The sequence below is a fragment of the Sagittula salina genome, assembly GCF_017813235.1.
Classification (GTDB): domain Bacteria; phylum Pseudomonadota; class Alphaproteobacteria; order Rhodobacterales; family Rhodobacteraceae; genus Sagittula; species Sagittula salina.
This window is the reverse complement of record NZ_JAGISH010000007.1, coordinates 220,543-246,607: the sequence shown is the minus strand read 5'-3', so window position 1 is coordinate 246,607 and position 26,065 is coordinate 220,543. Positions and strand designations below refer to the sequence as shown.

General features: G+C 65.5%; 25 protein-coding genes and 1 tRNA gene. 7 read left to right on the top strand and 19 right to left on the bottom strand.

The annotated features are described in order from the left end of the window. Window positions 1–16: 16 nt before the first annotated feature. The 4 genes from J5474_RS14070 to miaB form a co-directional block, all read right to left on the bottom strand. Window positions 17–985, bottom strand: coding sequence for a PhoH family protein (locus tag J5474_RS14070; RefSeq protein WP_209361539.1), 969 nt, complete (start codon window positions 983–985; stop codon window positions 17–19). Window positions 986–1,232: 247 nt separating this feature from the next. Then, window positions 1,233–1,547: a hypothetical protein gene (locus J5474_RS14065; RefSeq protein WP_209361538.1), complete on the bottom strand. Its 315-nt coding sequence runs from the start codon at window positions 1,545–1,547 to the stop codon at window positions 1,233–1,235. Window positions 1,548–1,561: 14 nt separating this feature from the next. Further along, window positions 1,562–2,143: an OmpA family protein gene (locus J5474_RS14060; RefSeq protein ID WP_209361537.1), complete on the bottom strand. Its 582-nt coding sequence runs from the start codon at window positions 2,141–2,143 to the stop codon at window positions 1,562–1,564. A 235-nt stretch (window positions 2,144–2,378) separates the two neighbouring features. Next, window positions 2,379–3,701 (bottom strand): tRNA (N6-isopentenyl adenosine(37)-C2)-methylthiotransferase MiaB, encoded by a 1,323-nt coding sequence (gene miaB, locus J5474_RS14055; RefSeq protein ID WP_209361536.1) that lies wholly within the window; start codon window positions 3,699–3,701, stop codon window positions 2,379–2,381. A gap of 153 nt (window positions 3,702–3,854) precedes the next feature. Here miaB and J5474_RS14050 point away from each other — a divergent pair, with 153 nt between their 5' ends. Next, window positions 3,855–4,724, top strand: a complete 870-nt coding sequence (locus J5474_RS14050; RefSeq protein WP_209361535.1) for a hypothetical protein — start codon at window positions 3,855–3,857, stop codon at window positions 4,722–4,724. A 328-nt stretch (window positions 4,725–5,052) separates the two neighbouring features. Here the strand turns inward: J5474_RS14050 and J5474_RS14045 are convergent, their stop codons facing one another. From J5474_RS14045 to fabA, 7 genes are all read right to left on the bottom strand, one after another. Beyond that, window positions 5,053–5,727, bottom strand: coding sequence for an FAD-binding oxidoreductase (locus tag J5474_RS14045; RefSeq protein WP_209361534.1), 675 nt, complete (start codon window positions 5,725–5,727; stop codon window positions 5,053–5,055). Window positions 5,728–5,814: 87 nt separating this feature from the next. Further along, entirely contained in the window at window positions 5,815–6,186 is a 372-nt protein-coding gene (locus J5474_RS14040; RefSeq protein ID WP_209361533.1) for a hypothetical protein, read from the bottom strand. Window positions 6,187–6,916: 730 nt separating this feature from the next. Further along, window positions 6,917–7,702 (bottom strand): enoyl-ACP reductase FabI, encoded by a 786-nt coding sequence (locus tag J5474_RS14035; RefSeq protein ID WP_425342888.1) that lies wholly within the window; start codon window positions 7,700–7,702, stop codon window positions 6,917–6,919. Window positions 7,703–7,707: 5 nt separating this feature from the next. Then, window positions 7,708–8,937 carry a beta-ketoacyl-ACP synthase I gene (gene fabB, locus J5474_RS14030; RefSeq protein WP_209361532.1) on the bottom strand — a complete coding sequence of 410 codons (1,230 nt, stop codon included), beginning with the start codon at window positions 8,935–8,937 and terminating at the stop codon, window positions 7,708–7,710. Window positions 8,938–9,083: 146 nt separating this feature from the next. Beyond that, window positions 9,084–10,967, bottom strand: coding sequence for a PhoX family protein (locus J5474_RS14025; RefSeq protein WP_209361531.1), 1,884 nt, complete (start codon window positions 10,965–10,967; stop codon window positions 9,084–9,086). 234 nt (window positions 10,968–11,201) lie between these two features. Then, window positions 11,202–11,570, bottom strand: coding sequence for a hypothetical protein (locus J5474_RS14020; RefSeq protein ID WP_209361530.1), 369 nt, complete (start codon window positions 11,568–11,570; stop codon window positions 11,202–11,204). A gap of 629 nt (window positions 11,571–12,199) precedes the next feature. Next, the gene (gene fabA / locus J5474_RS14015; RefSeq protein WP_209361529.1) at window positions 12,200–12,709 is read right to left on the bottom strand and encodes a bifunctional 3-hydroxydecanoyl-ACP dehydratase/trans-2-decenoyl-ACP isomerase; all 510 of its coding nucleotides are present in this window, start codon (window positions 12,707–12,709) and stop codon (window positions 12,200–12,202) included. A gap of 173 nt (window positions 12,710–12,882) precedes the next feature. On the opposite strand from fabA, the gene irr reads away from it, so the two are divergent. Further along, entirely contained in the window at window positions 12,883–13,299 is a 417-nt protein-coding gene (gene irr / locus J5474_RS14010; RefSeq protein WP_209361528.1) for a Fur family transcriptional regulator Irr, read from the top strand. A gap of 145 nt (window positions 13,300–13,444) precedes the next feature. On the opposite strand, the gene J5474_RS14005 is transcribed toward irr, so the two are convergent. The 4 genes from J5474_RS14005 to J5474_RS13990 all read right to left on the bottom strand — a co-directional run bounded on the left by J5474_RS14005 (window position 13,445) and on the right by J5474_RS13990 (window position 16,621). Further along, window positions 13,445–13,529: transfer RNA gene (locus tag J5474_RS14005), tRNA-Leu, on the bottom strand. Window positions 13,530–13,612: 83 nt separating this feature from the next. Next, window positions 13,613–15,436 (bottom strand): calcium-binding protein, encoded by a 1,824-nt coding sequence (locus J5474_RS14000; RefSeq protein WP_209361527.1) that lies wholly within the window; start codon window positions 15,434–15,436, stop codon window positions 13,613–13,615. A 114-nt stretch (window positions 15,437–15,550) separates the two neighbouring features. Continuing rightward, window positions 15,551–16,090 (bottom strand): tetratricopeptide repeat protein, encoded by a 540-nt coding sequence (locus J5474_RS13995; RefSeq protein WP_209361526.1) that lies wholly within the window; start codon window positions 16,088–16,090, stop codon window positions 15,551–15,553. 54 nt (window positions 16,091–16,144) lie between these two features. After that, entirely contained in the window at window positions 16,145–16,621 is a 477-nt protein-coding gene (locus J5474_RS13990; RefSeq protein ID WP_209361525.1) for an Lrp/AsnC family transcriptional regulator, read from the bottom strand. Between the two features lie 108 nt (window positions 16,622–16,729). Here J5474_RS13990 and putA point away from each other — a divergent pair, with 108 nt between their 5' ends. Together putA and J5474_RS13980 are read left to right on the top strand one after the other, a co-directional pair. Beyond that, window positions 16,730–20,185 carry a bifunctional proline dehydrogenase/L-glutamate gamma-semialdehyde dehydrogenase PutA gene (putA, locus tag J5474_RS13985; RefSeq protein WP_209361524.1) on the top strand — a complete coding sequence of 1,152 codons (3,456 nt, stop codon included), beginning with the start codon at window positions 16,730–16,732 and terminating at the stop codon, window positions 20,183–20,185. An 88-nt stretch (window positions 20,186–20,273) separates the two neighbouring features. Next, on the top strand, window positions 20,274–21,014 hold the full coding sequence (locus J5474_RS13980; protein ID WP_209361523.1) for a rhomboid family intramembrane serine protease: 741 nt from the start codon (window positions 20,274–20,276) through the stop codon (window positions 21,012–21,014). A gap of 120 nt (window positions 21,015–21,134) precedes the next feature. Here the strand turns inward: J5474_RS13980 and J5474_RS13975 are convergent, their stop codons facing one another. The 4 genes from J5474_RS13975 to J5474_RS13960 all read right to left on the bottom strand — a co-directional run bounded on the left by J5474_RS13975 (window position 21,135) and on the right by J5474_RS13960 (window position 24,454). Next, on the bottom strand, window positions 21,135–21,926 hold the full coding sequence (locus J5474_RS13975) for an inositol monophosphatase family protein (protein WP_209361522.1): 792 nt from the start codon (window positions 21,924–21,926) through the stop codon (window positions 21,135–21,137). A gap of 104 nt (window positions 21,927–22,030) precedes the next feature. Continuing rightward, a complete protein-coding gene (locus tag J5474_RS13970) occupies window positions 22,031–22,342 on the bottom strand; it encodes a hypothetical protein (RefSeq protein ID WP_209361521.1) in 312 nt (103 codons plus the stop codon). Between the two features lie 490 nt (window positions 22,343–22,832). After that, window positions 22,833–23,237 carry a hypothetical protein gene (locus tag J5474_RS13965; RefSeq protein ID WP_209361520.1) on the bottom strand — a complete coding sequence of 135 codons (405 nt, stop codon included), beginning with the start codon at window positions 23,235–23,237 and terminating at the stop codon, window positions 22,833–22,835. Then, a complete protein-coding gene (locus J5474_RS13960) occupies window positions 23,237–24,454 on the bottom strand; it encodes a pyridoxal phosphate-dependent aminotransferase (protein WP_209361519.1) in 1,218 nt (405 codons plus the stop codon). Before J5474_RS13960 ends, J5474_RS13965 begins: the two co-directional genes overlap by 1 nt. An 89-nt stretch (window positions 24,455–24,543) precedes the next feature. Here J5474_RS13960 and J5474_RS13955 point away from each other — a divergent pair, with 89 nt between their 5' ends. The 3 genes from J5474_RS13955 to J5474_RS13945 all read left to right on the top strand — a co-directional run bounded on the left by J5474_RS13955 (window position 24,544) and on the right by J5474_RS13945 (window position 25,977). Beyond that, on the top strand, window positions 24,544–24,936 hold the full coding sequence (locus tag J5474_RS13955) for a helix-turn-helix domain-containing protein (protein ID WP_209361518.1): 393 nt from the start codon (window positions 24,544–24,546) through the stop codon (window positions 24,934–24,936). Between the two features lie 38 nt (window positions 24,937–24,974). Beyond that, window positions 24,975–25,196, top strand: coding sequence for a succinate dehydrogenase assembly factor 2 (locus J5474_RS13950; protein WP_209361602.1), 222 nt, complete (start codon window positions 24,975–24,977; stop codon window positions 25,194–25,196). A gap of 283 nt (window positions 25,197–25,479) precedes the next feature. Further along, window positions 25,480–25,977: a MarR family winged helix-turn-helix transcriptional regulator gene (locus J5474_RS13945; protein WP_209361517.1), complete on the top strand. Its 498-nt coding sequence runs from the start codon at window positions 25,480–25,482 to the stop codon at window positions 25,975–25,977. The last annotated feature ends 88 nt before the right edge of the window (window positions 25,978–26,065 follow it).

Below are 26,065 nucleotides of genomic sequence, written 5' to 3'. Positions count from 1 at the left end.
TCCGCGAGACCCGGCGTCAGGAACCGTCCTGTTCATAGGCCTCGATGATCGCCGCCACCAGCGGGTGGCGCACCACGTCCTTGCCGGTGAAGTAGTTGAACGAGATCCCCGGCACCGTGTCCAGCAGCCGCTCCGCGTCTGCCAGCCCCGAAGGCACCCCGCGCGGCAGGTCGCATTGCGTCCGGTCGCCGGTGATGACCATGCGCGACCCCTCGCCCAGGCGGGTCAGGAACATCTTCATCTGCATGGTCGTGGCGTTCTGCGCCTCGTCCAGCACCACGAAGGCGTTCGACAGCGTGCGCCCGCGCATGAAGGCCAGCGGCGCGATCTCCACCTGCTTCTCCTCGCGCATCTTGGCCAGCTGCTTTCCGGGGAGGAAGTCGTTCAGCGCGTCCATCAGCGGCTGCATGTAGGGGTCGACCTTTTCCTCCTGCGTGCCGGGCAGGAAACCCAGCCGCTCCCCGGCTTCCACCGCCGGGCGGCAGAGGATAATCTTGTCCACCGCGCCGGTGATCAGCATGTTCACCCCCACAGCCACGGCGAGGTATGTCTTGCCCGTGCCCGCGGGCCCGATGCCAAAGCCCAGCTCGTTTTCATACAGCGACCGCACATAGGCCTTCTGCGCGTCGGTGCGTGGCTCCACCAGCTTCTTGCGGGTCTTGATCTCGACCTTGCCGCCGACGAACATCTCCAGCTGCTGGTCCGGTGCCTCCGTGTCCTGCACGCGGAATTCGCGGTCGATGTCGGACCGGCCGACCTCCCGGCCCTGCTCCAGCCGCGCGTAAAGCGCGTTCAGGACCTCCCGGGCCGCTGCCACCGCTTCCTCCGTGCCGTGCACCGCAAGCTGATTGCCGCGTCGCAGGATCTGCGATCCGGTGCGGGCCTCGATGTCGGTCAGGTTGCGATCGAACTCGCCGCAAAGATCGATCAGAAGCCGGTTGTCAGGGAATTCGAGAATGGCATTGGTCAGCACGCCTGTATTCAATACGCTCTCCTGCGCGATATGGCGAAGGCGATGCGCCTTCGCGCCTGTCTGTTCCAGATATGGTGCATCCCGTTTCGTTCCAGCGCAAGTGTCGTACCGTAATTGTCATGAAAGCGAGAGATTTCACGCCAGCCGTCCTGCCCGCATTTCGGGCAGACCCACCGGCACCCTGCGGGCCAAGTCCCCCCAGATACGACTAGGCCGCCCCGGAAGGGACGGCCCTTTGATGTCGCGCGTGGCGGGAACGTTACAGCGGGTCGCCGATGATGCTGGTCGAACCTTGCTTGAAATTCCCCGTGGCGATGGTCGGCGGGGCGGTGCCCGAGCAGACCGGCTTGCCGTACTTGTCCAGACGCAGCGAAAGGTAGCCCTCCACGCCATCGTCGATGATCCAGTGATCGCACCCGTTCGGATCGACCCAGATGCCCGCGTGCATCTGCGTCAGGTCGTCCCGGTCAAAGAAGTTGCGGTCCTTGCTCTTGTCCGGCCCGATGGGAATATCGGTGCAGGCCGACAGCGCGGCGGCAACAGGCAGGGCGAGCAGCAGTTTGGTGGCTTTCATGACTGGTCCCCCGGTTACTGGAAGCAGATGACTTCGACGCGGCGATTCTTCGCCATGCCTTCGGTCGTTGCATTCGACGCCACCGGCATCCGCTCGCCAAAGCCGCGAACGTCGGTGATGTTGGCACCCACCGAACGGGCGATCCGGGCCACGGCCAGCGCGCGGTTGTACGACAGCTTGATGTTGTAATCATCGCTGGCGCGGCTGTCGGTGTGACCGGCGATGACATAGCCGATGGCACTGGACGAGCGGAAGAAATCCGCGATCCGCTGCTGCCCCGCGCGCGAGATCTTGTAGCTGTCGGTGGCAAAGAACTGGTCGGTGTTCATCACGCCGCAGGTGTTGGACCGGCGGCAGACCGGCATGCCCTTCCGGTCAAGGTGCGGGTCCATGTACCCTTCGACACCGTCGTCCATGACCCAGTGTTCGCAGCCATCTGGGTCGACCCAGATGCCCGGAATATATTGTTCGCCCCGAATTGTGCGGGTGTTCTGTGTGGAAATGAATGCGTCTTTATTTTCGGCCCCGGCCGCGGCTGCCGGCACGGCGGCCGACAGACATGCGAGAGCAGTCAGCGCAAGCGCGCTGAGGGCCATGGTGATACGTGTCGCCACAGGCTCTGTCCCTTGATTGATGTTTCCCCCATGCGCGGCACCCGATGGCAGCGGACCGCGCAAATTAACTGTAATCAACAGTTTAAGGATTCCTATTAACAAGGGAAGAAGAAATCCACAGCGCCCGTACCGATTCCGGAAACAGTTCCCACTATATCTTGTGTTTTATGTGGACAACTGGAGGTTTTCTTTGCCTCCAAGGACTTCCCCGCCGCATTTAAGACGGGAGAAGCACGCCTTTCAGGCTGTTGGGGCCGCTGGACTCGATTCGCACCCGCGCAAGGTCGCCGGGTCCGATTCCCGGTGCCTCCACATGCACGGCATGCAGATATTCCGATTTGCCCACCATCTGCCCCGGCTGGCGGCCGGGCTTTTCGAACAACACCTGAACCTCGCGACCGACCATGGCATCCTGCAGCGCGCGCTGCTGCTGTGTCAGCAGGGCTTGCAGGCGTTGCAGCCGGTCGTCCTTCTCCGCCTCCGGCACCTGTGCGCGCTCGGCGGCAGGCGTGCCGGGGCGCTCCGAGTATTTGAATGAAAACGCAGAGCCGTAGCGCACCGCGCGCACCAGCTCCATGGTCGCCTGAAAATCCTCTTCGGTCTCTTCCGGGAAGCCGACGATGAAATCCCCCGACAGGTGCAGGTCGGGCCGCGCCGCGCGCAGCCGCTCGATCAGGCCGAGGTATTGCTCGGCGGTGTGCTGGCGGTTCATCCGCTTTAGGATCCTGTCCGAACCCGCCTGCACCGGCAGGTGCAGATAGGGCATCAGCTTCTCGCAGTCGCCATGCGCCGCGATCAGCGCCTCGTCCATGTCGTTGGGATGCGAGGTTGTGAAACGGATGCGTTCCAGCCCGTCGATCGCCGCCAGCTCCCGGATCAGCCCGGCCAGCCCGCCATCATGGCCGTGGTAGGCGTTGACGTTCTGACCCAGCAGGGTGATTTCCCGCACGCCGCGCTCCACCAGGTCGCGCGCCTCGCGCATGACGCGCTCCGCCGGGCGGCTGACCTCCGCGCCGCGCGTGTAGGGCACCACGCAAAAGGCGCAAAACTTATCGCAGCCCTCCTGCACCGTCAGGAAGGCCGTCGGCCCCCGCTTCGCCTTCGGCCGCGCCTTCAGGTGCTCGAACTTGTCTTCCTCGGGGAAATCGGTGTCCAGCGCCTTCTGTCCCAGCCCCGCCTTCGCAGTCAGCTGCGGCAGCTTGTGATAGGACTGCGGCCCCACCACGAGGTCGACCATCGGCTGGCGACGTATGATCTCCTCCCCCTCGGCCTGCGCGACGCAGCCCGCCACGCCGATCTTCAGGTCGGGTTTTGCCGCCTTCAGGCCCTTGTAGCGGCCCAGCTCGGAATAGACCTTTTCCGCGGCTTTCTCGCGGATGTGGCAGGTGTTGAGCAGGATCATGTCGGCGTCGTCTGGGGTTTCGGTGACGACATAGCCCTCGCCACCCCCAAGATCCGCCAGAGATTCCGCCATGCGTTCACTGTCGTAGACGTTCATCTGGCAGCCGTAGGTCTTGATGAACAGCTTCTTGACGGTCATGGGGCGACTCCGTTCCGGACAACAGGGGCGGGAAATAGCCCGAAACACCCCTGCCTTGCAATGGGCACGATCTTCGGCAAATCTGACGCGCGCCCGGCGATGCGCCGACAGTCCCCCGGAGCCGACAGCCCCCAGAAAGGCCGAAAGACCGCGATGACCTACGATTCCCTCGACGATTTCGCGCGGCGCGGCAAACCCACGCTCGCCAATGGGCCGATCGCCATGGTCTTTGCGGAGGACGACACCGAACTCGCCTCCACCCTGCGTCACCACCGCCGCTGCGGGTTCCGCTCGGTGCTGTGCTTCGTCTCACCCCTCTGGGACACGCCGCCCGACCTCGAAGGCAAGATCCACCGCATCACCTGCGACCCTGCTGCGGATGGCGCTGTCGTGCAGGCCGTCAACCGGATCAACGACCTCGCCGCGGGCCAATGGCTCTACTACTGCTACAACGCGGAATACCTCTTCTACCCCTTTTGCGAGACCCGTACCGTCGGCGAAATGCTGGCCTTTCACAGCGAAGAACGCCGCGACGCCATGCTCAGCTATGTGATCGATCTCTACGCCGCCGACCTGGCCCGCACTCCCAGTGCGGTCAGCCTGGAGGACGCGCATCTCGACCGCTCCGGCTACTACGCGCTGGCCCGCCCCGATCCGAAGAATCACAACCACCCCAGAGACCGCCAGCTGGACTTCTTTGGCGGGCTGCGCTGGCGCTACGAGGAACACATCCCCCCCGAACGTCGCAAGATCGACCGCATCGCACTTTTCCGCGCCCGCCCCGGCCAGCGCCTGCGAGAGGACCACACCTTCGATGTCGAGGAAAACAACACCTACGCCTGCCCGTGGCACAACAACCTGACGGCGGCCATCGCCTCCTTCCGCACCGCGAAGGCACTGAAGCGCAATCCCGGCTCCACCTCCGACATCCGCAGCTTTCACTGGCGCAATTCGATGCCCTTCGAATGGCACTCGCGTCAACTGCTTGATCTCGGCCTGATGGAACCCGGCCAGTGGTTTTGACGGTTGCCTGAAACGGATTCCGGGCGAACGTCTTTCTGTCGGGAGTCCGGCTGAAAGCCCGCCCCACCCCTCACTGCCAACATAGCGGTTTCGAACCGACGGCCACGCCCTGCGGGCGCTCCCTCGATCCGACCGGCGCGGGCTACGCCCGCGCAAACGCGCCTGCGGCGCGGCGAGGGCACTGCCCTCGCGCTCCCGCGGTATTTCTGAACCAAAGAAGAAAAGTCAAAGCGCCCAGCTTCTTTGGTTCAGAAATACCGCGGGGGGTGAATGCCGAAGGCAGAGGGGGGCAGAGCCCCCCTTCTTTGGGCGGGCAAGGAGAAACTCCTCAGTCAAATTTTTCCGTTATAATACGCTTCTGCGGTACGCCCAAAGCTACCAGCTCCCGTGGCAACGTCTCGACCATGCCGTCGGGGCCGCAGACGTAGACCACATCTTCGGCTACATCGAGCAGATCCCTCAGGAAGGACGCATCCACCTGCCCCCGCGCATAATCGCTGTCGGGTTCGTCGGTGACGGTATAGACCACAGACAACCCCGGCATCGCGTCGAACTCGTCCTTGAGGATGATTTCCGCCTCGGTCCTGTTCGAAAACACCAGTGTATTGCCGTCCAGGGCCCCGTTCTCCTGCAGCTTCTTGCGCAGGATGGCGATAAAGGGTGTCACCCCCGCGCCCCCGGCGACAAAGATGCCATCCCCCTTGTCGGAGATCGCGCCCCAGGGGTCTTCCGCCAGCACGGTGTCGCCGGGTGTCAGTTTTCCGATCCGTTCCGTCACCCCGTCATGTTCCGGGTAGGACTTGATGACGAACTGCAGCGTCTCCTCCTCCGGCAGGCTGACGAAAGTAAAAGGCCGCGTCTCCTGCCGCCAGCCGTCGCGGTCAAGCGCAAGGTCCACCGCCTGCCCCGCCGCAAAGGAAAATCCCTCCGGCCGGTCAAAGACCAGGTGATGGCAGTCATGGGTCACAGGAGAAATGGACTGCAGCGTCAGGGTATGGGTCATCGAATGATCCTCCGTTTTCCTGACAACCCGCGCGCGGCGGGACCGGTTCCGGTCGGCCCGGACCCTGCCCCACGCCTCAGCCCTCGATCAGCGACCCGTAGGTGCACAGCGCCGGGTGCCCATCGCTCGCCCTGACCAGCCGCCCCCCGCGCGAAAGACCGCGTGGACGTAGAGCGGCGGTACGCCTCCGTAGGCGTAGCTGACGCAGGATTCGTCGAAGTCCTTCGGGTTGCGTTCAAAGCCCGCATCGGGGCCGAGCGCCACGTCTGCCTCCGCGCGAGTGACGCCGGGGCGGAGCTTTGCCGCGACGCCATCGGTGCCGCCGCGCACGGCGGGCGCGAGCGACACAATGGCGCAGGCAGAGAGCGCGGCGAAGGCAAGACAGGCGGGCAGGAAAGCCGGCTGACATGGCAGCCGGCGGGCGGGCCAGCGGACGGGAAGCAGCGCGGGTAGCGGCACGAGAGGACTCCCTGATCGTTCCCCGTTGACTACCACGGCGCGGGCATAGTGTCAGCGGTACCGCCTCTGGTCTCCCTTTTCAGCCGCTTCAGCCGCCGGGGCAGACGCAGCGGTTCGCGACGCGGCTTTCTGACATCTGGCTGCCCCTCGCGCCCGCGCCCGGCAAGGGCCGAGCGACAGGGCGGTCACTGGGCGGTCACTGGGCGGTCACTGGGCGGTCACTGGGCGGTCACTGGGCGGTCACTGGGCGGCGGCCCCTTGTGCGGGGGTCATTGGCCCGTCCGTTATCAGGGCACCCGGACCGGCCTCTGGCACGCCAGTATCCCCGGATTTTTGCCGGACCATAGACCCTGACTCTGGCCCGGCATTGACCCTGTCTCCGGTCCGGCCCTCTCGGCACCGCACAGCCATCTCCGTGGCGATGGTTTCCAGCAACGCGGCCCGAAACTCCGCCCGCAACCGGCGCCCGTCCTCCGAAAACAGCGTCAGAGCCGAAAGGCTCGCCCCGATCGCCGTAACCCCACCGCGCCCGACCATGCGTCGGGCAGGGCCGGCCGCCCCGGTCGGTTGCGCCTTCCCCCGTTGTGCAGCCCGCTTTGCCGGGCGCGCATCACCGGCCAGAATTGCCCGCATGGGGTCCTGCTCGTGAAACACGGTGTCAAATGGGAAACGGGCCTGCGTCGAAACGACAGCAGGCCCGTGACAGTTTCCCGGCAAACGGTCGGTCCGCTCAGAGATTCTCGTATTGCGGCATTCCCAGCACGTGGTAGCCGCCGTCGACCCGAACGATTTCCCCGGTCGTGCAGGCGCCCGCGTCGGATGCGAGGTAGACCGCCGTGCCGCCCACCGCCTCCAGCGTCGCGTTCGAGCCCAGCGGCGCGTTCACGTCGGTGTGCTTGTAGGTCTTGCGCGCGCCGCCGATGGCCGCGCCGGCCAGCGTCTTCATCGGCCCCGGCGAGATCGCGTTCACCCGGATGCCGTCCGGTCCGAGGTCGTTTGCCAGGTAGCGCACCGTCGATTCCAGCGCCGCCTTCGCCACGCCCATCACATTGTAGTTCGGCGTCACCCGGGTGGAGCCCATGTAGGTCAACGTCAGCATGGTGCCGCCCTCCGTCATCAACGGATGTGCGCGCCGCGCCACGTCGATGAAGGAGTAGACCGAGATATCCATGGAGTTCTTGAAGTTCGCACGGCTGGTGTTCAGGATTCGCCCCGTCAGCTCGCTCTTGTCGGAGTAGGCGATGGCGTGCACCAGGAAATCCAGCCGGTCCCAGCGCGCCGAGAGCGCCTCGAAGGCCGCCTCCAACGAGGCCTCGTCCGTCACGTCCACGTCGACCATGAAATCCGACCCGACGCTCGCCGCCAGCGGCTCGAGCCGCTTGCCGAAAGCCTCGCCCTGGTAGGTGAAGGCCAGCTCCGCCCCCGCCTCGGCGCAGGCCTTGGCGATGCCCCAGGCGATCGAACGCTCGTTCGCCACGCCCATGACAAGCCCGCGCTTGCCCTGCAAACTCATCATGCCGCTCACTCCACGAACCTCGACAGGACCATCGACCCGTTCGTGCCGCCGAAGCCGAACGAGTTGGTCATCACCGAGTCGAGCCCGGCGTTCTCCACCAGTTGCGTGGCGATTTCTTCGGGTTTCAGCGCGGGGTCCAGCGTTTCCACGTTGATCGACGGAATGATGAAGTCGTCGCGGAGCGCCAGCAGGCAGTAGATCGCCTCCTGCGCGCCGGTGGCACCCTGGCTGTGGCCGGTCATCGATTTGGTGGAGGATACCGGCGGGGTCGCCCCCTCGCCAAAGACCCGGCGCACCGCTTCGATCTCGCCCACGTCGCCCACCGGCGTCGAGGTGCCGTGCGCGTTGATGTAGCTGACCTTGCGGCCCTCCGGCAGCGTCGACAGCGCCAGCCGCATGGCCCGCTCGCCGCCCTCGCCCGAGGGCGCCACCATGTCGGCCCCGTCGGAGGTCGCGCCCAGGCCCGTCACCTCGGCGTAGATCTTCGCGCCGCGCGCGCGGGCGTGCTCCAGTTCCTCCAGCACGACGATGCCGCCACCGCCGGAGATCACGAAACCGTCCCGCCCGGCGTCGAACGCGCGCGAGGCCTTCTCCGGCGTGTCGTTGTACTTCGAGGACATGGCGCCCATGGCGTCGAACAGGCAGCTCAGCGTCCAGTCCAGCTCCTCGCCGCCGCCGGCGAACATCACGTCCTGCTTGCCCAGCATGATCTGCTCCGCCGCGTTGCCGATGCAATGCAGCGAAGTCGAGCAGGCCGAGGTGATCGAGTAGTTGATGCCCTTGATGCGGAACGCCGTCGACAGGTTCGCGCTGATCGTCGAGCACATCGCCTTCGGCACGGCGAAGGGGCCGATCCGCTTGGTCGCGCCGGACTTCAACACCACCTGATGCGCCGTCAGCAGCGCCGAGGTCGACGGCCCGCCGGACCCCGCCACCAGCCCGGTGCGCGGGTTGACGATATCGGCCTCTTCCAGCCCCGCGTCCGCGATGGCTTGGCTCATGGCGATATGGGCATAGGCTGCTCCCGGCCCCATGAAGCGCAGCGTGCGCTTGTCGACGTGTTCGGTCACGTCGATCTTCAGCTGGCCCGAGACCTGGCTACGGAACCCGTGTTCCTTCATCTCTTCCGAGGCGGAGATCCCCGACTTCCCGGCCTTCAGCGAGGCCAGCACTTCCTCGGCATTGTTCCCGATGCTCGAGACTACCCCCAAGCCTGTAACGACGACGCGGCGCATAGAGCCTCCCTTGCGTTTGTTGCGGGTTATGTAGGCCGGATGAGGGGGATGGCGCAAGGTGTGGCTGCCCCGTCCGCGCGTACCGCCCGCGACGAAAGACGGCCCCGGATCGCTCCGGGGCCGCCCTGATCCTTCCGCAAACGCCCTCAGCCGATCACGGCACCGTCTTCGCGCCAGACAGCGACGATGGACGACCGCGGCTTGCCCGCGCCATCCGGCCAGGACCCGCCGGGATGCTGCACCCCGACAAAGGCGGTCTTGCCATCGAGTGACCAGCACAGCCCGGTGACCTCGGCGCCGTTCGGCACCGTCATGAACCGCGCGATCTCGCCGGTTTGCGGGTTGCCCACCAGCATCTGGTTGTTGCCCTGCCCGGCGAATTCGCCCTCGTTCGAATCGTCGCCGTCGGTCTGGATCCACAGCATCCCGTCGGAGGAAAACGCCATCCCGTCGGGCGAATTGAACATATTGCCCTCGGTCACGTTCTCCGACCCGCCATAGGCGTTGTCGTAGACCGTCGGGTTGCCCGCCATGACGAACAGATCCCATTCAAAGTTGTCCGCCGCGTGGTTGCCGCCTTCCGGAACCCAGCGCGCGATCTGGCCAAAGTTGTTGGTCTCGCGCGGGTTCGGCCCGTTGACCGACGTATCGTCGCCACCGGCGTTCGGCTTCACGCCACGGTTCTTGTTGTTGGTCAGCGCGACATAGGCCTCGGGCTTTGTCGGGTTCGCCGCGACCCACTCCGGCCGGTCCATGGTGGTGCCCCCCGCGGCGGAGGCCGCCAAGCGGGTAAAGGCGAGGATCTCCGCCGCGTCCATCCCGGTGGTCTCCGGGGTCAGCGGCAGCCACGCGCCGGTCTGATCGTCGTTGAACTTCGCCACGTACAGCGTGCCATCGTCCAGCAACGCGCCACCGTCCTGACCCTCTTCCCAGGTGTCGGTCGACACGTAGCGGTACAGGAACTCGCCGCGCTCGTCGTCGCCCAGATAGACCACCACGCGCCCGTCCGAGGCATGCACCATTTCGGCGTTTTCATGCTTGAACCTGCCCAGCGCGGTGCGCTTCACCGGGGTCGACGTGGGGTCCGCCGGATCGATCTCGGTGACGAACCCGTGGCGGTGCGGCTCGTTCGGCTCGTGGCTCAGATCGTAGCGCGTGTCGAACTTCTCGTAGGCGTAACGGCCTTCGCCGCCGATGCCATAGCGGGCATAGCCCTCGCCCTCCGGCATCTCGCCGGTGGCGCCGAAGTAGCCGTTGAAGTTTTCTTCGCAGGTCAGATAGGTGCCCCAGAGCGTCCGGCCCGACCCGCAGTTGTTCATCGTGCCCCGGACGGTGCGGCCCTCGGGATCGGCACTCGTCTTCACAAGGTCGTGCCCGGCCAGCGGCCCGGCCAGCGTCATCTCGGTTTCATGGGTGATGCGACGGTTCAGCGGGCTGTCCTTGACCACTTCGTAACCGTTCGCACCCTTCGCAACCTCCATGACGGTGACCCCCTGGAAATTCTTCAGCAGCGTCACCTGATCGGCGTCGGCGGGCACCCCTTCGGAAGCTTCGGGCAGGTTGATCTTCGGGTTCACATACTCGGAGTTGACCGCGATCACCTCCTTGCCGTCGACATCGAACAGTTCCATGCCGTCGGTGTTCTCGCCGAACACCTTGTCGGACATCGCTACCGGAACCAGCCCGTCGTCACCGTAGGCGCCATCCGCCTCGGACCACAGCGCGTCGCCCCAGCGCACCAGCACCTTGTGGCGGTAGCCCTCGGGGACGTGGATCTCGTGATCGGTGGCGATCCCGATCGGCTTGAAGGCGAAACCGCCATGCGCCCCGGCCCGCGCCGCGGTGGTCGAGGACATCAGGCCCGCGCCAAACACAGACGCGGCAGAGCCGAAGGCCAGCGCCCCGCCAAGGAACCCGCGACGCGAAATCGCACGCTCGACAACCGCATCAAAGTCGCTGCTGTCCGGGCGCGGGTCGCGGTGTTCGTCGAAATCGTCCCAGGAAAGGTCAATAAGGGATTTGTCGGTCATGTCGGCACTCCATCGCTCGCGTTGTCTGGCTTGGATCGTGATCCAGTGGCGCCGCGATAAGGCCCCTGCGTATCATCACCCTGACGATTGGATGACGGTTTTGTAACGCGCACCTTCGCGCCGCGCCTGTCCAGCGCATCGCGCGGCGGGTCATTGCCCCCAGCCTACTGCGCAGGGCGGCCCCCTTCGTGCCCCTGCTGCCCGACGTGAGGCGCGCACCGCGCCGCCACGGCCCTACTCGTAGCTGATCTCGTTATCCCCGAGATAGACAACCGAGGCGTCGCAGATGTCGATTTCCGTCACATCGTCCTCGACCTCGGATATGCCGTCGTCCGCGGCCCACCCCACCACGAAATACTGGGTGCAGGCGCCGGAGTCTGCGTGGAACGTGGCGCCGGCAGCCTCGCCGGGGCCGAGCGGCGCGGCCAGCCAGTTGTCCGAGAACGTCTCGCCGTCCTCGCTGGTGTAAAAGCCGGTGATCAGGTTGTCATCCGTGTCGTTGACCACGGTGAACTCGCCTGCCGCACCGGTCTGCGCCAGCGCCGGCAGCGCGGCGAAACCCACGATTGTCATGAATAGTGCGGTGCAAGGGAACTTCTGCATCTCGGATCCTCCTCCGGCAAGCCCCTTGATCGAAGCCGATGCCCCGCCACAATTCAATGAAAATCCGGTCACCAAAGGTCCAGACACCGGAAATCGTGTCCCGGAAAATCCTGTTGCCGGAAAACCGGCGCGGGACACCCCGTATAGCCGCCCCCCCCCCCCTCGCTATACGCCCCGCCCCGCCGGGCAGGACTTGATCCCGCACTGGCTCGCCACTGCCTGCAGCGCATGCGGAAACATTGCACACGCCCCGAGTTTTTCCGCTTTTCAAATACTCCGGGCAGCATCCGGGCGCGAGGCGAAACAAACGGGATGAGCGCGCCTCCATCCCCCGCTCCGCCCCGGAAAATGTCCCGCCCCAGCTTCTCCTTGGTTCGAATACTCCCGGCCCACCCGCGCAGCCCACCCCCGGCGCGACAAAGCCGCACCGCCAAAGATCCACACCCGCCCGGCCCCGGCGCGCCGCTGCCCCAGCCCAGCCCCCGGTGCCTCAAACGAGGAAAGGGGCCGCCGGCCCCTTCCAAAGTCTTAATTCTTCCTGAATCCGTCCGGCTTAAACCATTGAAATTCCCAGGTCTCCCAAACGTCCCACCGTGGGACACCCGATCCGGGGCCCCTTCAGGTCTGGCTCAGGTCTCGCTGAGCGCCACCTTCATGTCCTTGACCTGGTAGATGACCTCGCCATCGGCTTCGACGATACCATCGGCCACGCCCATGGTCAGGCGGCGCGTCTGGACGGCCTTGGTGAAATCGACCCGATAGGTCAACATCTTCCGGTCGGGCCGCACCATGCCGGTGAGCTTCACTTCGCCCACACCCAGCGCGTAGCCCCGCCCCTTCCAGCCGCGCCAGCCCAGGTTGAACCCTGTCAGCTGCCACAGCCCGTCGAGACCCAGACAACCCGGCATGATCGGGTTGCCCGGAAAGTGGCACTCGAAGAACCACAGGTCGGGCGTGATGTCGAACTCCGCCACGACGTGGCCCTTGCCATGCTGGCCGCCTTCGCCCGAAATCTCCGTGATCCGGTCCATCATCAACATCGGCGGCGCCGGAAGCTGCGCATTGCCCGGGCCGAACAATTCGCCGCGCGCGCATTTCAGCAGGTCTTCCTTGTCGAAGCTGGTGGGATAATCGGACATGCCTGCGGGCCCCTCTCGTGGTGCGTTCCTCGAAGTCCGGCCCCCTCTATCATCCGCCGCCCGCCCCATGCAAGCGCCCCGACACGGGCGCGCTCACAGCGAAAGGGTTTGAAATCATGCCCGGATCGCACCTATATTGCATATCGATGGCGGATAAGGGGTTTACCGGCACGATGACCGAGGCGATGGAACGCGGCAAAAGCTGGCTCGCGCGCAGCGAATTGCGCCCGACGCGGCAGCGCGTGGCACTGGCGGCCCTTCTGGTCGGCGACGGCAGGAACCGTCACGTCACCGCCGAAAGCCTCTTTGCCGCCGCCATGGAGCAGGGCGAACAGGTCAGCCTCGCAACCGTCTACAACACGCTGAAGGCTTTCTGCGACGCGGGCCTCATGCAGGAAGTCACTGTCGACGGCTCGCGCAGTTACTTCGACACCAACACCCACGACCACCCGCATTTCTACTGGGAAGGCGAAGGCCATTTGACCGACGCTCCGTCAGAGGAGTTGGTCTTTGCCCAGTTGCCCAAGGCCCCCGAAGGGTCGGAAATCGCCTCTGTCGAGGTGGTCATCCGGCTGCGCAAGAAGGGTTGAGTGCCGGGCAAGGCCCGTCGTCCACTTACCTTCCACAACATTGATCCAGCCCGTCGCCACGTTTTGCGGTATCGGTTTTCTGAAGAAGCACGCTCGCCACCAGCGCCTATCCTGACCTGTCCTGCCCCAGCGGACCGGCATTCGATGGTACCCGCGGCCGGACTCGAACCGGCACGGCACAAGGCCTGGAGATTTTAAGTCTCCTGTGTCTACCATTCCACCACGCGGGCCCCGAAGCGCGCGCCGCGCGCCGGGTGGCGCGACAATAGTCAGCCACGCGGCAGTGTAAACAGGTTGCGCGAATTGGCCGCCGTCAGAGCACGAGGTCGGACGCCTCGATCCCGCCCGGCACGTTGAAAACGATCAGCTCCGCATCCGAAACCCCACTCCCCGTCGCGTCGAAATAGAGGTAGGCCGCGCCGAAGGCATTGAGAATATAACGCACCTCCATCCCGCCGGAGGCCGAGAACGCGCTGGTTCCGATGAAGTCGAAACTCGAATCCTCACCGATGGCGGAAACGTCGATGACATCCGCCCCGCGTTCAAAATCCTTGATCCGGTCGGGCCTGCCCTCGTCGATCTCCGCCAGACTGTAAAACATGAAAGTGTCGAAACCAGACTTCCCCATTAGGATGTCAAACCCGGTACCGCCGGTCAGCATGTCGTTGCCCGAATCGCCCGACAGGATGTCGTCGCCCGCACCGCCCACCAGCGTGTCGTCGCCGTCGCCGCCCAGCAGCCGGTCCAATCCGTCGCCGCCATCCAGGAAATCGTTGTCCTGAAATCCGACCATGTAATCGTTTCCGGCCCCGCCAGAGAGCGAGTCCCAGCCCAGCCCGCCGTTCAGCGTGTCATTTCCCGCGCCACCGTCGAGCACGTCGTTCCCCTCTTCGCCCGCGAGCACGTCGTTGCCCGCCCCGCCGCGCAGCGTGTCGGCCCCCGCCCCGCCAGAGGCGGTATCGTTGCCGTCGCCGCCCTCGATCTCGTCCCAGCCGGAGCCGCCGTAAATCAGGTCGCTGCCCTCCCCGCTCTGGATCACGTCATCGCCCGCGGCGCCGATCAGCGTGTCATTCCCGCCAAGGCCCTGCAGCAGATTTGCCCCCACGTTGCCGGTAATTGCCTCGGCCCCGTCGGAGCCCGCCACCGCGAAGTTCCCCGCGCCAAGCAGTTGGATGGTTTCGACCTCCGACACTGCGAGCACGTCGGAACGCGCAAGCAGCGTGTCGGAGCCTGCCCCGCCAATCACCATGATGGAGTCGCTCTGGATCAGGATGCGGTCATCACCGGGACCGCCATCGATACTGCCGTCGAACGTCCCGCCGAACCCCCAGACCGTGTCGTTGCCGTACCCGAGCCGCAGGTCGCCGACCCACGTGCCGGAATTATGCACCGCGTCGTCGCCCGACGACGCGTCCAGATCGCCCCGGATCGTGCCCATGTTACGGATCAGATCCGCTGTCTCGGACGCTTGGATCCAGACCTCTCCGGGGGCGGCGTCGAGATGGGTGGAGAATTCCCACCCCTCCAGCACACCGCTGTTCACCATGGTGAAACCCTGTGCCGAGGCGCCGTCGATCTGCGTCACCTCCATGCGGCCGGTGTTGTCCAGCCAGCCGCGCCCGGTGCCGGACATACCCATTTCGCCGCCGCGCAGGGTGCCGGTGTTCTTCACCGTCACGTTTTGCACCCAGTCGCCGTCGCGCAGAACGTCATGTCCGAAAAGCGCTTGCATCAGCCCGTGGTTCTGCAGAACCACCGACACCGCGTTCACCGCGCCGTTGATGTCGACCACGCGCCCGGCGCTGGTAATCTCTGCGTTGTTGACGATTCGGTGTACACCCGAAGTCGCGACCAGAACCGCCCCGCGCATATTCGACGAGTCGTCGTTGTTGCGGATCAGGCCGTGGTTCTCCAGCACGTTCGATGCGGCCCCCATGTAGACCACCGCATTTGCATGACCGATGATCTGACCATAGTTCACCAGCAGGCTGCGCAACGGCCCGCCCGCATAACGCAGGGTATAGGTTTCATCGTTTGCGATGATCGCGCCGTCGGTGACGAAAACTGTATCGCCATTGGCGATGATGTAGCTCGACCCGGCATAGATCTGGTCGCTGCTCTGAAAGATGAAGGCCATGTTCTGCCCCGCAACGGGCGACCGATGCGCCCATGACTGCCCCAACCCGCCGTCGTGCGGGCGCGGCCACCATGCGCATTTGCCGTAAACATGAGGTTTATAGCGGCTCCGCGGTCAAAGCTCGTCCTTGCGGAACGGTGCGAGAAAGCGCCGTTCCGGCAGCCAGGGATGCACCTCCAGCGCCGCGCGCAGGGCCCGCTGGCCCTCGTCCTCGCGCCCCAGCGCCATGAGCGTCAGCGCGTAGCCCGACAGCGACCCGATGTGGCGCGGGTTCAGCGCCAGAGCGCGCTCCAGGTCCGGCAGCGCGGCGGCATAATCACCCCCCAGAACAAAGACGAAAGCGCGCTGGTTATAGCCTTCGGCATACTCCGGGCAATACAGGATCAGCGTATCAAAGCGTTCCTTCGCCACCAGCAGGTCAAAGGCGGCCCGCGCCTGCATCCCCTCGTTCAGGATCTCCTGCGCGGGGGCGTCGGGGGCATCGTCGTACAGCCGCCACATCTTGTTGGTGATCAACTGCGCCGTGTCCGCATCGGGCGCGATTTTCAGCGCCTCGTAGAGCGGGTCGAGCTTCGCCGTCAGATCGGGAGCGGCGGGACAGCCATCCGCCACGGCCGGCCCCGACAACAGCAAGAATGCAAGAAGGCAACGCATCCCGCCAGCCTGCCACATACGCGCCACGGGTCAAGCCCGCGCTGGTGACGCGGGTCAGTCCGGCTCCGTCACCGCCTCGTCCTTGATCGCCTCCATGGCCACGAAAGTGGAGGTCGAGGACACCCCCGGCAGGGTGGACACCTTCTCGGCAAGCACCTGCCGGTAAGAGGGCATATCCGCCGTGCGCACCTTCAGCAGGTAGTCGAAGTTGCCTGCGATCAGATGCGCCTGCTCGATCTCGGGAATACGTGCCACGGCGGCGTTGAACTTTGCCAGCGTTGCTTCGCGCGTGTCCACCATGCGCACCTCGACAAAGGCCACATGCGCCAGGCCCAGCCGGATCGGGTCGAGCAGCGCACGATAGCCCTTGATGGTGCCAGCGTCTTCCAGCTTTTTCAGACGCGCCTGCACCGGGCTTTTTGACAGGCCGACGCGGCGGGCCAGTTCAGTGACGGAGATGCGCGCCTCGCCAGCCAGTTCGCGCAGAATCGCGCGGTCAAAGCGATCCATCTCTGCCAGATTGTCCTGCATCGCCGAATACCCCCTCTAAAGTCGAAATACCCGTGAATTGGCGATGAAACGGTCAAATCACCCGGCCCATCCCGGATATCTTACCTCAAACAGCTCCCGAGGACAGCCATGAATACGCCATCCGACCTGCGTTCCCGTATCGATGCCCTCGCCTACGCACCCGAGGCGCAGACGATTGCCCGCCTGCGTGAAGAAGCGACCCTGCCGCCCGGGGACCGCGCGCAGATCAGCGTGTCCGCCGCGCGCCTCGTGTCGGATATCCGCGCCAGCACCCGGCCCGGCCTGATGGAGGTCTTTCTGGCCGAATACGGACTGTCGACCGACGAGGGCGTTGCGCTGATGTGCCTCGCGGAGGCGCTGCTGCGCGTGCCCGACGCCCATACCATCGACGCGCTGATCGAGGACAAGATCGCGCCGTCCGACTGGTCGCGGCACCTTGGCCATTCGACCTCTCCGCTGGTCAATGCCTCGACATGGGCTCTGGTGCTGACAGGCCGCGTACTCGACGACGACGCCCGCCCCGGTCCCGTGGGCCACCTCAAGAACGCCATCCGGCGACTGGGCGAGCCGGTGATCCGTACCGCCACCGCCCGCGCCATGAAGGAGATGGGCGCACAATTCGTGCTGGGCGAAACCATCGAGGCCGCCATGAAACGCGGCGCGGCGCAGGAAGCCAAGGGCTACACATACTCCTACGACATGCTGGGGGAGGCCGCCCGGACGGAAAAGGACGCCGCGCGCTACCACCTCGCCTATTCGCGGGCGATCACCGCCATCGCCTCTGCTGCCAGCCATGACGATATCCGCCGCAACCCCGGCATCTCCGTGAAGCTCTCCGCCCTGCACCCGCGTTATGACGACCTCTTGCGCGAAGAGGCCATCGCCGCGCTGGTGCCACGGCTCAGCGCGCTCTGCGGGCTGGCCAAATCGGCCGGCATCGGGTTGAACATCGACGCCGAGGAAGCCGACCGCCTGTCGCTCTCGCTTGATGTCATCGAACGCACGCTGTCGGATCCGGCCTTGCGCGGATGGGACGGCTTCGGCGTGGTGGTGCAGGCCTATGGCCAGCGCGCGGGCGCGGTCATCGACTGGCTGCACGCGCTGGCGGACTGCCTTGACCGCCGCATCATGGTCCGCCTCGTCAAAGGGGCCTATTGGGATTCGGAGATCAAGAAGGCGCAGGTCATGGGACTCGACGGCTTCCCCGTCTTCACGTCCAAACCGGCCACCGACGTCAGCTATATCGCGAACGCCCGCAAGCTGCTGACGATGACCGACCGCATCTACCCGCAGTTCGCCACGCATAACGCCCATACTGCCACCGCCATCCTGCACATGGCGCGCGACCTGCCCAAAGACGCCTTCGAGTTCCAGCGCCTGCACGGCATGGGCGAGACGCTGCACGCCCTGCTGAGGGAGCAGAGCGGCACCGCCTGCCGCATATACGCCCCCGTGGGCGCGCACCGCGACCTGTTGGCCTACCTCGTACGGCGGTTGCTGGAGAACGGCGCCAACTCCTCCTTCGTGCACCAGATCGTCAACGAGGCCGTGCCGCCCGCCGAAGTGGCCGCCGATCCCTTCGAGGTCGCCGCCCCCGGCAGCCTGCGCACCGGCACGCGGCTCTTCGAGCCGGAGCGCACCAACTCCAACGGCTACGACCTGCGCCACCGCCCGACGCTGGCGGCGATTGACGCCAAACGCGACGCTTTCCGCACGCATCGCTGGCGGGGCGGGCCGCTCATGGCCTGCAACCCATCCGAGGGCCCTGTCGGGACGGTCACGAACCCCGCCGACCTCACCGACACCGTGGGCGAAATCCGCCTCGCCACGCCCGAGGACGTCGCCCGCGCCGCGCAAGCCGCGCAGCCGTGGCAGGCCGACGCCAAAGATCGCGCGCGACTGCTCGGCGCCGCCGCCGACCTTTTGGAAGCCAACCATGGCGAGATCTTCGCCCTCCTGCACCGGGAGGCGGGCAAGACCCTGCCCGATGCCGTCGCCGAACTGCGCGAGGCGGTGGACTTCCTGCGCTACTACGGCCAGCGCGCCACCGAAGGGCTGGGCGGAGAGCCGCTCGGTACCGTCGCCTGCATTTCGCCGTGGAACTTTCCGCTGGCGATCTTCATCGGACAGATAGCCGCAGCCCTCGCGGCGGGCAACGCCGTGCTGGCGAAACCGGCCGAGCAGACGCCGCTGATCGCCCACCGCGCCGTGGAACTGCTGCACGCGGCGGGCATCCCTCACACCGCGCTGCAACTTCTGACAGGCGGCGGTGATATCGGCGCCGCGCTTGGCGCGACACCGCAGGTGGCGGGCGTGGCTTTCACCGGCTCGACCCAGACCGCGCAGGCGATTCATCGGAACATGGCCCGGCACCTCGCCCCGGGCGCGCCGCTGGTCGCCGAAACCGGCGGGCTGAACGCCATGATCGTGGATAGCACCGCGCTGCCGGAACAGGCGGTGCAGGCCATCGTCGAAAGCGCCTTCCAGTCCGCCGGCCAGCGCTGCTCTGCCCTGCGCTGCCTCTATGTGCAGGAGGATATCGCACGCGAGTTCCTGACCATGCTCACCGGCGCCATGGACACGCTGACTCTGGGCGATCCGTGGCTGACCCAGACCGACGCAGGCCCGGTGATCGACACGGAGGCGGCGCAGGCCATCCTCGATCACGTCGAACGCGCCCGTTCCGACGGGCGCCTGATCCACAGCCTCCCCGCCCCAACGCGCGGGCATTTCGTGCCGCCCAGCCTGATCCGGGTCGCTGGCATCGCCGACCTCGAACGTGAGATTTTTGGCCCCGTCCTGCATGTGGCCACCTTTCGGGCCCGCGACCTCGATGCCGTGATCGACGCGGTAAACGCCACGGGCTACGGGCTGACATTTGGCCTGATGACCCGTATCGACGACCGCGTGCAGCACGTCACCGAACGCGTGGAGGCGGGAAACCTTTACGTCAACCGAAACCAGATCGGCGCCATCGTGGGCAGCCAGCCCTTCGGCGGCGAAGGACTTTCCGGCACCGGGCCAAAGGCGGGCGGGCCGCATTACCTCGACCGTTTCCGCGCGCGCCCGACGGCCCCCGTCGCCGCCCCCGTCTCCGCCCCCGACGACGCCAGCGCTGTCACCGCAGGGGCTCTCGCGGCTTGGCTGAGCGAAGCGGCCCGGGCCAAGGTCATCCCCCGTCGTCAGACCCTGCCCGGCCCCACGGGAGAGGCCAACCGGCTGACCACCCTGCCCCGTGCCCCGCTCCTGTGTCTCGGCCCCGGCAAACGCGCGGCAGAGGCGCAGGCAGAGGCCATCCGCGCCCGCGGCGGCCTTGCTGTCGCGGCAGAGGGCACGGTGCCGCCGGAGGTGCTCGAAACGCTGGACGGCTTTTCCGGCGCGCTCTGGTGGGGGGACGGCGCCACGGCCCGCGTGCTCAGGCAGGCGCTTGCCGCGCGCAGGGGGCCGATCCTGCCTCTGATTACCGGCTTGCCGGACGCGGGCCACGCTGTTCTGGAACGCCACACCTGCGTCGACACCACTGCGGCGGGCGGCAACACGGCGCTGCTGGCCGGACACGCCTGAGATCCCTTCCCGGGTCGGGCCTGCGCCCGCCCCCACCCCGGCAAAGCAGGTACTGGACGCCGTGGCGCGCTGCACCTACCTGTAGCCCATGTTCCCGATCCGCGATCACAATCCCTCGGGGCGGACGCCCTTCGTGACCTACGCGCTGATCGCGATCAACGTGGGCGTATTCCTGTACACACTCGACTCCGCCATGAACGACCGCGCTCTGGACGCGCTTTATGCTCAATACGCGCTTGTCCCCCGCTTCCTGACCGAGGGCTTCGGCTACGGCGGCCTCGTGACCTCCATGTTCCTGCACGGCGGCCTGCTGCACCTCGCGGGCAACATGCTTTACCTCTACATCTTCGGCGACAACCTCGAAGACGCGATGGGCCACCTGCGCTTCGGGTTGTTCTACCTTGCCGCCGGGGTGCTCGCAGGGTTGGTGCACTACGCCTCCGCGCCCTTGTCCATGGTCCCCACAGTCGGTGCCTCGGGCGCCGTCGCGGGGGTGATGGGGGGCTACCTGCTGCTGTTCCCGCGTGCGCGGGTCGATATCCTCGTGATCCTGATCGTCTTCTTCAAGGTCATCCCCGTGCCCGCATGGCTCACGCTGGCGCTTTGGCTGGGGCTGCAGGTCTGGGGCGGCATCGGAGCCAGCCCCGACGAAGGCGGCATCGCCTACTGGGCGCATATCGGCGGCTTCGTCGCGGGTATGGCGCTGGCGCTGCCGACCTTCCGCCGCCTCGGGGGTGTGCGCTTCTGGTCGCGCAGCCATGGCCTGCCACCGCATCCCGCAGCGCCCTACCGCTCCCTCACCGCCATTCCGAAAATCCGCCGCCGCTGACGCGGCGCCTGCAAAAGTTTATTGTGGAAAGCATAGAAGCCAGGAGCGCGCGTTCCTGGCTACTTTTCTATGTTTTATTTTCTGCGGCGGCTCCGCCATTCGGGATCGCCGCCGGGCGGATCAATCCGACCGCAGAACCCGCGCGAAGCTGGAGAAGATTTCGTTGTTCGCCGCCAGCATGGAGCCGCTCGCCAGCGGGTCCTGATCTTCGCGCACGCCCTCGATCAGAGCGCCCGCTTCCTGTGCGATCAGGTAGCCCGCCGCCACGTCCCAAAGCTGAAGTTCGCGTTCCCAGTAACCATCGAAGCGACCCGCCGCGACATAGCACAGGTCCAGCGAGGCGGCGCCCTGACGGCGGACGCCGGCGCATTCCGGCATCAGCCGGGCGAGGTCCTTCAGTGTAGCCGGCAGCGTGCGCTTCGTGCCGAAGGGGACACCGGTGGCGAACAGCGCCTCCACCATGCGGCGGCGGCCCGAAACGCGCATCCGTTTCGAATCGTTCAGCCACGCTCCGGTGCCCTTTTCGGCATAGAACATCTCGTCCTTCGCCGCATCGAAGACCACGGCGGACACGATCTGGCCCTTGTGCTCCAGCGCAATGGAAACCGCCCAATGCGGCAGTCCGTGCAGGAAGTTCGTCGTGCCGTCGAGCGGATCGACGATCCAGCGCCGGGTGGGGTCCTGCCCCGCCACTTCGCCGGTTTCCTCGCCGAGGTAGCCATAGGTCGGGCGCGCGCCCATCAGCTCCTCGCGTAGGATGTTTTCCGCCGCGATATCGGCGCGGCTGACAAAATCGCCCGCGCCTTTCATCGAGACCTGCAGGTTCTCGACCTCGCGGAAGTCCTTCACGAGGGACCGCCCCGCCTTGCGCGCCGCCTTCATCATGATGTTGAGATTCGCGCTGCCCTGCATGAGCTTGCCTCCGGACGACATAAAGAAATCAGGCCGCGCCTATACGCGGCCTGACGGGAAAAGCCAAGGGTCCATACCTTACGCCATGGTCCGAAGGGTTGATCTCAGCGGTAAACCACGCCTTTTTCGCCCTCTGGTGCGTAGGCGCGCGGCGCCGGCTTGTGGTAAACTGGTTGGCGGTAGACCTTGCCGGGGCGGTTGATGTAGGCGCCCGCGTTGGGCTGGCCGCAGCAGACGACGCCGTTGATCAGGACCGGCGACAGCCCCGCGGGGCAGAAGTTCGGCGCGTTGTAGGCGTGCATCAGGAAGTTCGAATTCGGATTGTTGGTCGGATCGCCCATGTACATGTCGCCCCAAGCCAGCGCGGCACTACCGGAAAATGCGACAGCGGCAGCCGCCGCAAGCAAAAGTTTCATGTTGTCCCCCATGGTGACGGAATACGGTGACTCGCAGAAATCCCCTGCAAAGGCTAACACTGCCTGTGGGCAAGTCAAATTCTTGTTGTCTTTTCAAACACCGGGGAGGCAATTGTTTCCCGGATCGGGCCAATGCCACCATATCTGGTAGGCCGGAAACGTTCGGCCGCCCCCCCATGCAGGCGGCGGGAGCTTTGAGCGGTCAGGGGCCGACAGGCTCCAGCAACGCCCGGACTCGTTCGGGCGAAAGCGGGAAGAGCGGCGGCTCCGAAAGGGATGATGCGTGATCAGGGAGCAGCGGACGCTCCTCCGCAGGTGTCGGATCGGTCGGCATGAAATTTTGCTACTGCTATCGGTGCAGGAGCAAAAGGGGGAGCGCCCCGGTTCGGCCTCCCTGAGCGGACCTTTGCCGATCACTGCCGCGCGAAATGCCCCATATCCCGGCGGGCCGGCCCGGATACTGCACGCGCCCCGACCGATCAGCCCTTCATCACCCGGTCGGCTTTATCACCCGGTCGGCTTTCTTCCGCACCAGAACGGAGCGCAGGTCATGCATGGCCAATAGCAGCGCATCCGTCACCTCTTCGAGCTGGTCATCGGTTGCCTTCGACTGCGCCCATTGCGTCGTGGCGTTCAGATGGTCCACGGCGCGGTGAATGTCGTCGATGTCACGCATCGCCAGCAGCGCCTTGCGGCTCAACATCCAGCGCCGGATCTCGGCCAGATCCGTGTCGGTCAGCGGGTCGTCGCCCTGGGGCTTGATCTCGTCCCGGTTGAGGTTGACGACGGCGATCTGCTCCATCTCGATACGGCGCTGCCGGTTCTCTGTATCGACCCGGAAGACCAGCGCGCCATTGTCGCGGATTCGGTAATAATACTGTGGCAGGCCGGCCATCAGGCCGCCTCCCCGCCGCGAAGGCCCTCGCAAAACCGCCTGATGCGGCGGCAGGCTTCCGTCAGCTGGTCCTCTGCCGTGGCATAGCTGACGCGGAAATGCGGGCTCAGGCCGAATCCCGCGCCAAAGACCACCGCGACGCCCTCTTCCTCCAGCAGTGCGGTGCAGAAGGCCTCGTCGGTATCGATCGCGCGCCCCCCGGCGGAGGTCTTGCCAAGGCAGCCCGCCACCGAAGGATAGACGTAGAACGCTCCCTCCGGCACCGCGCAGGAGATCCCCGGGCAGGCGTTCAGCCCCGCCACCACCAGATCGCGACGCTTGCGGAAGGCCTCGCAGCGCGTGGCAAGGAAATCCTGCGGCCCGGTCAGTGCCTCCACCGCGGCCCATTGCGAGATCGAGCAGGGGTTGGTCGTCGACTGGCCCTGAATCTTGCGCATGGCCCCAATCAGGAGTTCGGGTCCGCCTGCGTAGCCGATGCGCCAGCCGGTCATGGCGTAGGCTTTCGAGACGCCGTTCACCGTCAGCGTCCGGTCATACAGCCCCGGCTCCACCTGCGCGGGCGTGACAAAGGTGAACCCGTCGTATGCCAGGTGCTCGTACATGTCGTCGGTCATCACCCAGACGTGGGGGTGGCGCATTAGCACATCCGTGAGCGCCTTCAGCTCGTCCCGCGCATAACCGGCCCCGGTGGGGTTCGACGGCGAGTTGAAGATGAACCACTTTGTCCGGGGCGTGATCGCTGCCTCCAGCGCCTCCGCCGTGATCTTGAAGCCCGTCTGCTCGACCCCTTCCACGATCACCGGCTCACCGCCGCCCAGTCGCACGATATCCGGGTAGCTGACCCAGTAGGGCGCGGGAATGATCACCTCGTCGCCGGGGTTCAGAGTGGCCATCAGTGCGTTGTACAGCACCTGCTTGCCCCCCGAGGACACCGTGATCTGCGACGGCTGATACTTCAGCCCGTTCTCGCGCAAAAACTTGTCGCAGATTGCCTGCTTCAGCTCCGGGATGCCGTCTGGCGGCGTATATTTCGTTTTCCCCGCCTCGATTGCCGCAATTGCCGCAGCTTTGATGTTGTCGGGGGTGTCAAAGTCCGGTTCACCGGCGCCGAGTCCGATGACATCCCGCCCCTGGGCCTTCAGTTCGCGCGCCAGCTGGGTCACCGCGAGCGTGGGGCTGGGCTTCACGCGGGCAAGGGACTCGGACAGGAAAGACATTCGGAAACCCTCATCGGTTTGTGTTCAGGCCTGGCCTGTCTTAGGCTGCGCAGACCCCCCGATCAAGCGGCGACGCATTGGAGACGACGATGCAAGACGACAACTGGTACGGCCCCGACGTGGCCACGCTTGGCGACCGGCTCGCGGCCGCGCGCGAGGCGCAGGGCCTGTCGCAGGAAGACCTTGCCAAGAAGCTGGGACTGAAGCCGAAAAGCGTCCAGCACTGGGAAGAGGACCATTCCGAACCCCGCGCCAATCGGCTTCAGATGCTGGCGGGCGTGCTGAACGTTTCCATGATGTGGCTGATCACCGGCGAGGGCGAAGGCGTCAATTCTCCCGACGAGCAGGCGATCTCCCCGGATGTGAACGCGCTGCTGCTTGAATTGCGTGCCCTGCGGGCGCAGATCGTGCGCCGGGCGGAAAAGATGGCGCAGGTGGAAAAGCGCCTCCGCGCAAAGCTGCAGGAGGAAGGCCAGCTTTGACCAACGAACCGCGAGAAATCAGGCTGAAACGCCTGAGCATGCGCTCGATGCGGCGCGGCACGAAGGAGATGGACATCATCCTGATCCGCTTTGCCGACGCGCGGCTGGCGGCGATGGACGAAGCGGCCCTTGACGCCTACGAACGGCTGCTCGACGAGAACGATCAGGACCTCTACCAGTGGATTTCGGGCCAGAAACCCGCGCCACATGACCACACCGCACTGGTCGCGGAAATTCGGACCGTGGCTGCCAACGGCTAAGACCTGCCGGCGGGCCTATCGCACTGCCGGCCCGGCCCGTTTGGTTTTGCGGACCGGTTCCAGGACACGCCTTCGCGTGGCCCCGCAAATTCCCCGACAGGCAAGTTCCCTGATATTTCGTTACCGCGCCTGACCCGGCGGACCGCTTGTCCGCGCGTGTCAGCTTCGCCCGATGCGTCGCCGCGAAATAGGGCAAATTTGCACCGCTTTCTGCGTGGTTTAACGCGATATTTGGTTTTTTGCCGGAAAGCTGCCGTCAATCAAAACAGGCGGAGAAAACGACATGAGCATACATTCGTCCATGGACAAGAGTCCCGAACAGGGCTTCATGGCGAGCTACCTTGACGCCCTGAGCCTTGTTGAACGGCTCCACCGGCTGCTACTCGATGTCATCAAGGACGAGTTCGAAAGGCTCGGCATCATCGACGTCAACGCGGTGCAGGCCCTGCTGCTGTTCAACATCGGGGAGAACGAGGTAACCGCCGGCGAGCTGAAGACCCGGGGTTATTATCAGGGCTCCAACGTCAGCTACAACCTGAAGAAACTGGTAGAGATGGGGTACATGCACCACCAGCGCTGCGAGATCGACCGCCGTTCGGTGCGCGTCCGTCTCACGCAGCGCGGCCGGGAAATCCGCAACATCGTTGCCGAACTCTTTTCTCGCCACGCGGACGGGCTGCAGACCAAGAATGTTCTTTCCGTCGAGGGAATGGACGACATCACCACCGCGCTCAAACGCGTGGAACGCTACTGGACCGACCAGATCCGGTATATCTACTGAGCCCCGCGCCCCGGTTGCGCACAGGCCAGAATGGCCAGGCTCCCCCCTTCACGATCCGAAAGCCGCAACCGCGCTTGCGTCCTTCCCC